Raw genomic sequence first — 14,098 nt, 5'->3', positions numbered from 1 at the left:
ATCAAGTAAGTCATTGGGGAAAGGCGTTACTGACTATCAAAAAAGGACAGCTACGATTCAGCTGTCCTTTTTTTGATTATTTAACGAAAGAATGAAATAAAACCGAGTCCATCATAAAGAAAATGGCAGATCCAGCTGACCCAAACACTGTTGGATTTTTTCCAGACGTAGTTGAGTGCCAATCTTGCGGGCATCAAGGTGATCAATAATTGTGCTGGATGAAAACCGTACGCTGGGATATGCCACAAAGCGAACAGCACACTGCAAATGATGGAAGACCAGAGGAAAGAGAATCCTTTTTTCTGTAAAGCTAACAAGAGATTGGTACTAAGCAACTCTTCTCCCATCAACATGAAGGGTACTTGTAAAAAGACCATTTGGACAGTGATGGTTTCGCCGATCGAGTTAGTTGTTGGTTGTCCAAAAATAGCGGCATAAATAAAGGAAAAGAACACGCCAGTCAAAATGACGAAAGGCACACCCCATAATAAAACGATGAAACGAAAATGTTTGAATTGTTCCAAAAAGGTCCTTCGTAAGAGAAAGTACCCTGCACCAAATGCCAAAATCACATTCCATACAGTACCAATGATGGATAAAACGGAATCGCTTAGGGGTGTATAGGGAAGCATTTGATAGGTTAAACCGATGACTAATGTAAGAATAAATAAATACGTTGCTGACTTGTGTTTCATTTTGAACACATCCTTTAAAGTAATTGCCACACGCTGAATTATAAACAGAAAAAACATCAAAGTACAAAAAGATATCTCTCATTATTTTTAAACGAAAATAAAACGGAGTGAATACGATATCATGGCTGATAGGCTTGCTTTTATTAGTATCAGAATAAAAGATTTCTTAGAACAATTCTCAAAAATGGTGAACAAAAAGAGAAGTTTATAAGAATCTCTGTAACACTGTTGAAATATTATTACGCTTATGTTACATTTTGTTTACGTTATTATGTTTTAGGGAGAATGTTTATGAAGAAATCAAGCAATTATTCAAATAATTCACAACATAAAGAAGCGACGTCTGAAAAACAAGCACCTTTTTCAAGGGTCGAATCACATCAAAAGCAAACAACGGGAACGGCAAGACGCACGCAAATCAACGATCGTCAAGTTTCTAAAAAGAAGCCAACCCATCGTAAGTATCTCTTTTCATTGATGACGCTTCTGACAATTGTCATTATCGCCACTGGCGGCTATATCGCCTTTACGTTGAAGCAGCAAGAAGCCTTGGCACGGGAAAAATATGAGGCTGCTGCTGAAAAGTTATTGGCATCGATCCAAGAAGAACAAGCTAAAGAGGGAATCCCAGCAAAACTCGAAACATTGTCTAATGGGGACAAGAAAGAATTGATTTTCCGACCAAAAGAAGAAAGTACGATTCCTGTCAAAGATGCAAGCAAGAAATTGTCGACCATGGCGAACAAATTATGCAAAAAACACACAGATAAAGAGACAGTCACCGTTGCTCGGATTGAAGCACAAGCGGTCGCATCGAAAGTGTCAACCTATTCTTTAAAAGCGGACAGCTATGTTTGGAATCGGGAAACTGGTCGCTTTGAAGATGCGGATAGCGTGGTTGCCGATCCAATTTTTATTTCCGAGAAAACCGGCAATGAATTATCCTTGAAAGACTTGGTTCCAGACGAGGGCAGCTTGCTAGGGATCCAGCAAGTCATTCAGCAAAAGATTTTAGACCAAGCCAAGGAACCTGATAAAGTCATTGATGCGGTCTTGGCGATGGATCGAATCACCTATGAGTCGAAATTTACGTATGATCCTGAAAAAATAACGATTCAGTTGCCACAAAACCAAACTGGTGTATCTGAGATCACGTTGGCGTACAAAGAGATTGCACCGTTTATTGATCCGGAACTTGTTAATGCGGATCAATTGAAAGAGCAACAATCGACATTGGACGAAAACAAAAAATATGTTGCACTGACTTTCGATGATGGCCCTAACGACACAACCACATTAGATCTTTTGAAGATTTTAAAGGACAACGATGTCAAAGCAACGTTTTTTGAATTAGGACAAATGGTGGATCGGTATCCTGAAGTATCGAGAAAAGTCCATGAGGAAGGGCATGAAATTGCCAGTCACTCCTATTCACATCCGCAATTAAATACGTTGTCGCCGGAGGATGTCAAAGCTGAAATAACTAAGACCGACAAAGCAATCTATCAGGCAACAGGAGTCTTACCTAAGAATTTGCGCCCGCCGTATGGGGCGATTGATCAACAGAGCGCCCAAGCGGCAGGAAAATCGATCATTCAATGGAGTGTTGATACCGAGGATTGGAAGCTAAAAGATCCGAACAAAATTTTGAAGGTCGTACAAAATAATGTCTACGATGGTTCAATAATTCTGCTCCATGATATTCATCCGAAATCCGTTCAAGCCGTACCTGGTATTATTCAAACGCTGAAAGCGCAAGGCTATGAATTTGTGACGGTGGATCAGTTGCTCAATGGCAAACAAAAACCAATGTATCAATACTTTGGTGCCACAGATGAACGCAGTGTTAGCTAATAGCTCAAAAAGGAAGTGATGGCAATCATCGCTTCCTTTTTTCAAAAACGAACGCTGCAGTTGCCGCTTTATCACTCGGAGGAGGCAAATGCTCGGAGATAATCTTCATCCAATAGTAAAGCAAAATCATCGGCAAGGGCTTCTTGATCCAGTTCTCGCATAATAGCCAACATCTTTTGTGTGATCGTTTCACCAGCTTTTTGATCGCCGGTTCTTATGAGCAACACGCCTTGGAAAAACTTGCAGACGGTTTGGTGGAAAAATTCTTTGTAGTCTGTCGCTAAAAGTTTCAATTGGACAACGAGAACTTCCGTCGCATCGTACTGCTGGTGTTTTAGCGTATATTCAATCAAATTGATCAGCAAGGCGCAGTAGATTTCACGACCTTTTTCCATATCGATGTAGTACTCGAGCATCTTGGATACTTTTTTGAAAAAGAGGAAATTATGGTCGTTGTCCAAAAGATCGATGGTGTTGCCAAATAGTTGGATTTCTTGTAACGTCCAGCTCTCAACATCAATGAGGTAAGAAGTGATCGTTTGGCGATCGCATTCTAAAACAGCACTTTGTCGATAGACCCCATGTTCTGCCAAGCATTGTAGCATGCGAATTCGCGAGCGAACCTCTGCAATACGGATATTGTTCAGTCTACTAGTGGTTTGTTGTAGTTCTTGTAACAGTTTTTGTAAATTTGGCAGATCGTGTTTGTTTGAATATTGATTATACCGATGATTATAGCTGTTTTGCTCATCCAAGCGATAGCCATTCGCGATATAGAGAAATTCATCGATATCCATTGAAAGATTTTCTAAAATTTGCAACAGCAAGTTGGCAGCAATTTGATGCTTGCCTTTTTCGAACTCGATGGCATAAGACTTTGAAATAATCGTGCCATAGACTTCTTTTTGGGTGAAGCCTTTTTTCAATCGGATTTGTCTGATCGTTTCGCCATACATAAGAAAGCCTCCGCTCTCGTTGAATTAATGAGATCTTGTATCCCCATTATAGTAAAGTAAAGCCAATAGAGGAATCTAAAAGGTCTTTTATTTCAGACTTTCCTTGATTTGGTGGAAGAAATCGTTCAGTAATCTTTGTGATAGAGGATCCTCAGAGGGGGATCGTAGAAAAGCGTGAGAACATTCGGTTCTCACGCTTTTTTTAGACAAAACTGAGGCAGATCAATAGAAAAATCATTACTAGCCAATGCATCGTTTGTTGCTCCTTAAGTCGTATTAGAAGAAGCCAATTGGGCAGCGGTGTTTCCTTCTTACCAACAAGTATAACCGCTTCGAGTAGAATGAACGCTTACGTCCGAAATGTAGGACCAAATAACTAGGTGAGGATGAAAAGCAGCGAAGAGCAACTGAAGAAATAATCGTTCATAATAGTGCAACGTTGATTTTGATAGAATAGTTTCATTCTTTTTTCACAGAACTTTCTGCGAGCGTTTCGATTCCTTTTTTTCGTTAGCAAGAGTTATTTTAGGTGATATCGTGAAAAAACGTCTAAATTATTTTTGTTTTTTTATTTGCGGAGGTAAAAAACGAGGTTAAAATCATGAAAAAACACAATCATCATTTTTCTCTATCCAGATGTATAAACATGCAATTGAAATCGTATTCATTATATTGATTAAACATAAAAAAAAGAAAGGTTAACTGACGAAAAAAGGCAATATTTTATCATTATACATTTGTTTATAAGATAAATATAAATAATTTCTGCTTGTTTATAAAATAAACCTTTTGTGTTTTGAAAGGTAAAATTCAGTGTTTTTTTAATTATTTATCGTGTTTATAATTTGTTGGAAAGAAATAAATTTGCTAGAATTTTGGTACACAGTGTGTTCGTTTAGTTATTTTATTTTTTAGTTTCACAAGAGTGAGCTAATGTGCTTCTAAACTATTTGAACAAAAATCACTGGGTTTTTCAGAAAGCATGCGAAAAAATCTTCGCTTTGCGATCGGTTACTTTTTGTTTTCTCTCTATGCCTTTAGGTGTTGGGTTGAAATAGATTTTCATCTGGTTTTAAAGGGGGAAAGAAGGATTCCAGAGATCATCAGTTTTATCTTTTGTCGGTTAAATTTTTTTCGAACAGGAGGAGAATGAATGAAAGGCATTAATTATAAAAAGCTCATGGATTCAAAGAAAAACACACGCGTTCGAACAAAGAAAAATATTATTGCGAATTTAACTGTCAGTGGAATGTTGTTGACAAGTACGGTGGTTGTGCCAGCAAGTTTGTTATGGGCACCAACGACGGTTGAAGCTGCTTTGGTTTCAGCTGAACTTTTCTCAGATATCACAGCGTCTAATAACTCAGGCACGAGTGCGTCTGCACCTTATGCAACTCCTGGTGCAACGAACCAAGTCAATTTCTCGATTTCTGGATCGAATGCAGTAACGGTTGATGTCTTGAATGGGGATAAAGTCGCGGTTGTTGGGGTTCCTCAAGGCCTTACTGGTTTGGTTCAACCGGCAGGGAATGCATCGATTTCCACCAATGTGATACTCCAACTGGGGAATTTCCCAGCCTTGCAAACATTGATCGGTACAGTCACACCAGCAGTCAATACCTTGATCAGCACGGTGGATGGAATCGTCAATCAAAATTTAGCTGATGCACTGGATATTCCTCCGACTGGAGTAGGAGGGTTACCTAACCCAATTTACACTATAGCCTCAGGAGTTGGAGTTAGTGAAATAATCTCCGTCAACTTAGCTGAAATCACTACCCAGTTAGACTTATTAAATCAACTTGGACAATTTGGCCAAGCGAATTTTGAAGTTCCAGCTGGACTAACCGATAACGAACGTGCCCTGATTGCCAATGTGGATGATGGTTTATTTATCGTTATCAATCAACGCATCAATCAAATTCTCGATAATTTACAAGCAGCCCAGATTCAAGTCAGTATTTTGGATGGTGCAAGTGGGATTCCAGGCATCGGTACCTTGATCGGTCAAATCAATACGTTGGTACAAAGTACCGTTAATACAGCTAAAGCCACTTTAAACGCAACGGTTGAAACGGCACAAACAGTCTTCAATGCAACGACAGATTTAGCAGATCAAATCGCTTCTGCATCTGTTTTAGGTCAAACCAATGTGGTCATTCCAACGAATGTCACCAGTCCGACCTATGCACAATTGGTTGAAAACGGCGTGGCGAATCCATCTAATCCTTACGAAGCCCGCTTCGAAGGAACGATGTCTCAACTTGATTTGATCACGATTGATTTATTTACGGATGCTGACGGCAATAACTCGATTTGGTTTGCGCCAGATACACCAGAAGATCAAACCGATACACCAACAATCAATCCATTGACAGCAGGGGAAACGACGATCAGCGGAACAGCTGAGCCAGGCGCAGTCATCACATTGGCGATCAACGGCGGTGCACCTATTACAACAACCGCAGATGGTGACGGCAATTGGACGGCGGATGTCCCTGAATTGGTGGAAGGCGATACAGTCACAGCAGTAGCGGAAGCTGAGGGGGAATCGGCGAGTGAGCCTGCAACGGCAACGGTAGCAGCACCAGTGGTTAATGCACCAACGGCTTCGATTTCAGGAAATAGTACCGATGGGTATCCTGTGACGGGGACAGCCGCAGCAAATGCAGCCATTGAAATCACCAATGCCGAAGGTGAAGTCGTTGGCTCTGGGACGGCAAATGAGAACGGCAACTACAGTATCACGTTGAACCCAGCAGATGTAGCAGAAAATGAAAACTTGAATGTTGCCGCAATCGTCACTGCCGGTGGGCAAACTTACCGTAGTGGCAATACGCCAATCGTCGTTCCAGCAGACGATGCGGAGCAACAAACGGGAACACCAACGATTCAACCGGTGACTGCCGGGGATACAAGCGTCAGCGGAACTGCTGAGCCTGGTGCCTCGATTACTGTGACCATCAACGGTGCAGATCCGATCGTGACGGAAGCCGATGAAGAGGGCAATTGGCGTGTTGATGTGGACGAAGTGTCAGAGGGCGATACGGTTTCAGCTATCGCCGAACTAGCAGGACAAACGCCAAGCCAACCGGCTAGCACCACCGTGTCCGCCTTAACGGTCAATGCTCCGACGGCTTCAATCACAGGAAATAGTCAAGAAGGCTATCCAGTGACTGGAACAACTGCACCAAATGCGGCCATTGAGATCACCAATGCGGATGGCGAAATTGTTGGAACAGGTACTGCCAACGAGAATGGCGTTTATACGGTGACGTTAGATCCAGCAGATGTTGCCGCGGAAGAAACCCTGAATGTGACGGCGGTTGTGACCGCTGGCGGCGAAACCTATCGAAGCAACCCGACACCTGTTGTGGTGCCTGCAGATATCCTGCAGACGGAAACACCAACGATCGATCCAGTCAGTGCTGGAGATACGACCGTTAGTGGGACAGCCGAACCGGGGGCAACGGTAACGATCACGCTTCCTGAAGGCGACCCAATCACGGCTGAAGCCGATGATGAAGGCAACTGGGAAGCAACGGTTCCTGAATTGTCAGCAGGCGATTCCGTGACGGTCGTAGCTGAGTCTGAAGGCAAAGATCCGAGTGCCCCAATCACCGTGAGTGTAAACGGTTTAACCGTGGCGGCGCCAACGGCTACGATCACTGGAAATAGCACAGATGGGTATCCAGTAACGGGAACAGCGACTGCCAATGCAGCGATTGAAATTTTGAATGAAGCAGGCGATGTCGTTGGTAGTGGAACAGCCGATGACGAGGGCAACTTCACGATCACCCTTGATCCTCAAGAGGTGGCAGCTGGCGACAACTTGCGGGTTGAAGCGATCGTGACGGCTGGTGGTGAAGACTACCGCAGTACAGGCACACCACTTATAGTTCCTGCAGATGATGTAGAAAACTTGACTGAAACACCAACGATCGACCCAGTAACAGCTGGGGATACGACCATCAGCGGAACGGCTGAACCAGGGGCAACAGTGACGATCACGCTGCCTGAAGGCGATCCAATCACGGCAGAAGCCGATGACGAAGGCAACTGGGAAGCGACGGTTCCTGAATTATCAGAAGGCGATACGGTAACAGTCGTTGCGGAAGCCGAAGGCAAAGAGCCAAGTGCACCGATTACCGTGACCGTTGATGGTGTTACGGTCAGTGCACCGAGCGCTTCCATCACAGGCAATAGCACGGATGGCTATCCAGTCAGCGGAACAACGACACCGAATGCGGCCATTGAGATTTTGAATGAAGCAGGCGATGTTGTTGGTAGCACGACGGCGGATGACACGGGTGCTTATACCGTGACCTTAGATCCAGCCGATGTGACGCCAGAAGAAGCCTTGCAGGTAGTGGCAGTTGTGACAGCGGGCGGTCAAGACTACCGCAGTAATGCCACGCCAATCACGGTACCAGCAGACATCGAACAAACAGGGACACCAACGATCGATCCGGTCACAGCAGGTGATACTACGATTAGCGGAACGGCAGAACCAGGTTCGACGGTTACTGTGACGATCACCGATCAAGAACCAGTAACGGCTGAAACGGATGACGAAGGAAACTGGCTTGCAGAAGTGCCAGCAGTCTCTGGTGGCGATACAGTCACGGTCGTTGCGGAAGCCGAAGGCAAAGAGCCAAGCGCGCCAATCAGCGTTGGAGTCAATGGAGTGACGGTGGCAGCACCAACAGCGATCATCAGCGGCAATAGTACCGATGGCTATCCAATCACGGGGACTGCACCAGCGAATGCAGCGATCGAAGTACTGAATGAAGCAGGCGATGTGATTGGTACTGGGACAGCCGATGGGGATGGAAACTATACGGTATCCATCCCACCAGCCGATGCAGCACCAGAAGAAACCTTGTCTGTCGTTGCGATCGTAACAGCTGGCGGGGATGAGTACCGCAGTCCTGCCACACCAGTGACGGTCCCAGCAGATGAGCTTGAACAAACAGAATTACCAACCATCGACCCAATCAATGCAGGGGACACGACGATCAGTGGGACTGCCGAACCAGGTGCTACGGTGACGGTAACGATCCCAGGTGAAGAACCGGTGACTGGTGAAGCCGATGACGAGGGCAACTGGACGGTTGAAGTTCCTGAAGTTTCTGAAGGAGAAACCGTCACAGTGGTCGCACAAGCACCAGACAAAGACCCAAGTGCACCAATCAGTGTTGGGGTCAATGGATTGACGATTGCTACGCCAACCGCGACGATCAGTGGCAATAGTACCGATGGGTACCCAGTAACGGGAACGGCACCAGCCAATGCAGCCATCGAAATCTTGAATGCCGATGACGAGGTCATAGGTACTGGTACCGCCAATGACGAAGGCCAATATACGATCACGTTAACGAGTAATGACGCGTCTCCAGCTGAAGCCTTACGGGTGGTGGCGGTAGTCACAGCCGGTGGTCAAGAGTACCGCAGTGCGGCTGCACCAATCACAGTACCTTTGGATCAAACTGCAGTCCCAACGATTGAATCGGTGACAGCCGGCGACACGACCATCAGTGGTACGGCTGAACCTGGCGCGACAGTCTCAGTCACGATTGGTGACGCAGAGCCAGTCACTGCCGAAGCGGATGACGAAGGCAATTGGACGGCAACTGTGCCCGAGGTTTCTCAAGGAGAAATTGTTTCTGTGGTAGCGACTCTTGATGGGGAAACACCAAGTGATGCAGCTACGGTCGTCGTAAATCCACTCAGTGTGGCGACACCGACAGCAGCGATCAGCGGCAATAGTTCGGAGGGGTATCCAGTAACCGGAACGGCCACGCCAAATGCAGCGATTGAGATCTTAAATGCAGCCGGTGAGGTTGTTGGTAGCGGTGAAGCAAATGAGGAAGGTGCTTACAGCATCACATTGAGCAGCGACGATGTTGATCCTTCAGAAGCACTTCAGGTGGTGGCAGTGGTAACAGCTGGCGGCGATGAGTACCGCAGTGCGCCGCTCTCCATCGTGGTACCAGCAGACCAAACGACTACCCCAACGATCGATCCAGTGCAAGCAGGTGATACATCCGTCGGAGGAACTGCCGAACCTGGTTCAACGGTGACGGTAACGATTCCTGGAGAAGATCCAGTGACTGCCGAAACGGATGAGGAAGGCAATTGGACAGTCACCGTACCAGAACTTTCAGAAGGCGACACGGTCACAGTGGTTGCTGAAGCTGAAGGCAAAGACCCAAGTGCACCAATCAGTGTTGGTGTCGGTGCCTTGAACGTGGCTGCACCAACCGCAACGATCACGGGCAACAGTACTGACGGCTATCCAGTCACAGGAACAGCACCAGCCAACGCAACCATTGAAATCTTAAATGCTGCCAATGAAGTGGTAGGCAGTGGTACTGCCAATGGAGACGGTGAGTATACGATCACCTTGACAGAAGGTGTTTCACCAGCAGAAACCTTGCGAGTGGTGGCTATCGTATCAGCCGGCGGTCAAGACTATCGCAGTCCGGCAACTACTATCGTGGTGCCAGAAGATAACGCAGAAGACCAAACAGCGGCACCGACTGTCGCACCAGTGATTGCTGGGGCTACAACCGTTAGCGGAACGGCTGAACCTGGGGCAGATGTAACGGTTGAACTACCAAACGGCGATACTGTTACAGTGGCAGCGAATGACGAAGGTGAGTGGACGGCAACTGTGCCGACGGTTTCTCTAGATGATGTCTTGACAGTTACTGCCTTGGCAGACGGCAAAACAGAAAGTTTACCAGTAACAGTGACGGTGCAAGGGCTGATCGTGGCAGCACCAACGGCAACGATTTCTGGCAATAGTGCAGATGGCTATCCAGTAACTGGTACAGCACCAGCTAATGCGTCAATCGAAATCTTAAATGCTGATGATCAAGTGATTGGCACAGGGACGGCCAATGAGAATGGTGTTTACACCGTTACCTTGACCAGTGAAGAGGCATCAGCAGGAGAAACGGTCCGTGTCATTGCCATCGTTTCAGCAGGTGGGGATGACTTCCGTAGTCAACCAACGGCTGTCGTGGTACCTGCGGATCAAACGGCGACACCAACGATCAATCCAGCAGTTGCCGGCGCAACAGAAATCAGCGGGACAGCCGAACCAGGAGCAATAGTCAACGTGACGGTCGGTGAGCAAGACCCAATCTCAGCCGAAGTTGACGAAGAGGGCAATTGGCAAGTTGATGTGCCAGAGCTTTCCGAAGGGACGACTGTTACGGCAGTAGCAGAAGTAGAAAATGAAACACCAAGTACACCAGCAACGATCACAGTCGGTGCATTAACGGTGGTGGCTCCTAGTGCGTCCATCAGTGGCAATGCAGCCGATGGTTATCCAGTGACCGGAACAGGACCAGCGAATGCGACCATCGAAATCTTGAACGAAGCTGGCGAGACAGTTGGAACGGGTACGACCAATGATGCAGGGCTTTACACGATCGATTTGACCAGTGAAAATGTCTCTCCTGAAGAGAACTTGACGGTAGTTGCGGTGGTCACAGCTGGTGGTACAGATTATCGTAGTCCAGCGACACCAATCATGGTGCCAGCTGAACCGGGTGAAAATCAAACAACGGCACCAACGGTTGATCCAATCAAAGCAGGCGATGAAACAGTTAGCGGAACGGCAGAACCAGGCTCAACTGTGACTGTGACACTACCTGACGGCACAGAAGAAACCGCCGAAACAGATGAAGAGGGCAACTGGAGTGTCGATGTGCCTGAATTGTCTGAAGGGGATACCATCACAGTCGTCGCAGACAGTGACGGCAAAGACCCAAGTGATCCAATCACTGTCATCGTTGAAGGAGTGACTGTCGCAGCACCAACAGCTTCCATCAGCGGCAACAGCACGGATGGCTACCCAGTGACTGGTACAGCACCAGCCAATGCAGCGATCGAGATCTTGAACGCAGACAATGAAGTCGTTGGAACAGGCACTGCCGATGGAGACGGCAACTATACAGTGGACTTAACTGCTGAAACTGTCAATCCAGAAGAAACCTTAAATGTCGTTGCCATCGTAACAGCTGGTGGGAAAGAGTATCGCAGTAATCCAACAGCGGTCATCGTACCAGCAGATACGGTAGTGGATCAGACAGCTGCACCAACGATCAATCCAATCACGGCAGGAGATACCAGCATCAGTGGGACCGCAGAACCAGGTTCAACCGTGACGATCACTGTACCAGATGCGGAACCAATCACGGCTGAAACGGATGACGAAGGCAATTGGACAGCAGAAGTACCAGAAGTTTCTGAAGGCGATGCAGTCACTGTTGTGGCTCAATCACCTGACAAAGAGCCAAGCGATCCAGTAACAGTTGGTGTGGGGGCGTTGACGGTCACTGCTCCTAGTGCAACCATCACAGGCAATAGCACGGATGGCTATCCAGTAACTGGAACGGCACCAGCCAATGCCACCATACAAATCTTGAATAGCGATGGACAAATCGTCGGTTCAGGAACCGCAGACGCGGAAGGAAACTACAGTATCACTCTTGAACCAACAGCTGTTGCACCAGCGGAAAGCCTAACAGTCGTCGCAGTTCTGACAGCTGGCGGCAAAGAATACCGCAGTAATGCGACACCAATCGTGGTACCTTTGGATCAAGAAGAGCAACAAACTGCAACACCAACGATCGATCCAGTCAAAGCTGGCGATACGACGATCAGCGGGACTGCCGAACCAGGTTCGACGGTGACGGTAACGATTGGTGAAAATGAACCGATCACAACTGAAACGGACGAAGAGGGCAATTGGACAGTCGAGGTACCTGAAGTTGCGGAGGGTGATACCGTCACTGTTGTGGCACAATCCCCTGAAAAAGACCCTAGTGCACCAATCACAGTGAGTGTGGATGGCATCACGGTTTCAGCACCGACCGCTTCCATCACTGGCAATCCAGAGGATGGTTATCCAGTGACGGGGATGGCAGCACCAAATGCGGCGATTGAAATCGTGAATGAAGCGGGGGATGTCGTTGGATCAGGCAATACCGATGAAAATGGCAACTACACCATCACGCTCTCTGGTGAAGATGTTTCTCCTGAAGAATCATTGAACGTCGTTGCGATCATTACAGCCGGCGGCAAAGACTACCGTAGTAATGCGACACCAATTGTAGTGCCCGTTGAGAATACGATTGATCAAACCGCCACACCAATCATCGAACCAGTCACAGCTGGTGATACGACCATCAATGGTACTGCTGTACCGGGATCGATGGTCACCGTGACGGTAACGGGAGAAGAAGCGGTTGAAACCGAAGCAGATGAAGCAGGAAATTGGTCAGTGGAAGTTGCAGAAGTTTCTCGAGATGAAATCGTAACAGCAGTGGCGCAAAGTGAAGGAGAAACCACCAGTGAACCAGCAACGACCGTTGTTAATGGCATCACGGTCAACGCACCTTCAGCGTCCATTACGGGTAATTCCCAAGAAGGCTATCCAGTAGCCGGGAACGGGCCTGCCAATGCAGCAATTGAAATCCTTAATGAAGCGGGTGATGTCGTAGGAACAGGCACGACCGATGAAAATGGTGACTATACGATCACATTGACTAGTGAGGATGTCGCACCAGAAGAAAACTTATCGGTTGTGGCGATCGTCACTGCTGGTGGGGATGACTACCGCAGTAATCCGACACCAATCGTCGTACCTGTCGATGATGAAAGCATCAAGACAGATACACCAACCATTGACCCAGTTACGGCTGGTGATACAACGATCAGCGGAACGAGTGAGCCTGGTGCTACGATCACCGTTACCATCAGCGATCCGTTAACAAGTAGATTCCTGACCATCTTCGCGGCTGAAGGACCAATCACAACGATCGTCGATCAAAATGGTGACTGGGATGTTGAGTTATCCGCGGAAGCGACGGAAGGCGAAACCGTTACGGTTCTTGCCTTAGCCGAAGGCGAAACCTTAAGTGATCCGACGACGACCGTAGTCGGTGCCTTGACGGTTGACGCACCGGTTGCCACGATCACTGGCAATCCTACCGATGGCTATCCAGTCTTCGGGAATGGGCCAGCCAATGCGACGATCGAAATCTTGAATGAAGCGGGTGACGTTGTCGGAACTGGAACGACCAATGGGAATGGTGCCTTCAGCATCACATTAGACCCAGAGGATGTTTCACCAGCAGAAACCCTTAACGTTGTGGCTATCGTTACAGCAGGTGGCAGAGAATACCGCAGTGCAGCAACACCAATCGTGGTACCAACGGGTGACAATGGTACGGATGGTACCGACGGAACTGACGGTACCAATGGCACGGACGGTACCAATGGAACGAATGGTACCGACGGAAGCAACGGCGCTTGGGGTAACTGGGGCAGTTGGGGGAACAACAACGGCAACGGCAGCAATAACAACCAAAGCTGGTGGGGAAGTAAGTACCTACCGAAAACGGGATCAGAAGGAACTTGGTATGCTTCACTGATTGGGGCAGCAGTCTTCGTTGTAGGAGGAATTGGTTTGTTCTTCAAAGCAAGAAAGAAAAAAGACCAACAAAAATAGCATGACTTTACCAGCGGAGTGGACATCCTCCGCTGGTATCTCTAGTGAACAATAGTTTTGAAGCA

General features: G+C 47.3%; 4 protein-coding genes. 2 read left to right on the top strand and 2 right to left on the bottom strand.

The features are described from left to right. Positions 1-80: 80 nt before the first annotated feature. Complete coding sequence (locus ACIPK1_RS13455) at positions 81-752, bottom strand: CPBP family intramembrane glutamic endopeptidase (RefSeq protein WP_016613494.1); 672 nt, start codon at positions 750-752, stop codon at positions 81-83. 234 nt (positions 753-986) lie between these two features. Between ACIPK1_RS13455 and ACIPK1_RS13450 the strand changes: the two genes are divergently transcribed. Beyond that, positions 987-2,549, top strand: a complete 1,563-nt coding sequence (locus ACIPK1_RS13450) for a polysaccharide deacetylase family protein (RefSeq protein WP_400451124.1) — start codon at positions 987-989, stop codon at positions 2,547-2,549. A gap of 71 nt (positions 2,550-2,620) precedes the next feature. Here ACIPK1_RS13450 and ACIPK1_RS13445 read toward each other — a convergent pair whose 3' ends face one another. Beyond that, positions 2,621-3,505, bottom strand: coding sequence for a helix-turn-helix domain-containing protein (locus ACIPK1_RS13445; RefSeq protein WP_016620542.1), 885 nt, complete (start codon positions 3,503-3,505; stop codon positions 2,621-2,623). 1,153 nt (positions 3,506-4,658) lie between these two features. On the opposite strand from ACIPK1_RS13445, the gene ACIPK1_RS13440 reads away from it, so the two are divergent. Continuing rightward, the gene (locus ACIPK1_RS13440; protein WP_400451123.1) at positions 4,659-14,033 is read left to right on the top strand and encodes an Ig-like domain-containing protein; all 9,375 of its coding nucleotides are present in this window, start codon (positions 4,659-4,661) and stop codon (positions 14,031-14,033) included. The last annotated feature ends 65 nt before the right edge of the window (positions 14,034-14,098 follow it).

Origin of the sequence: Enterococcus sp. NPDC086594, assembly GCF_044746145.1 — a bacterium.
Classification (GTDB): Bacteria; Bacillota; Bacilli; order Lactobacillales; family Enterococcaceae; genus Enterococcus_D; species Enterococcus_D entomosocium.
This window is presented reverse-complemented; position numbering and strand designations above follow the sequence as displayed.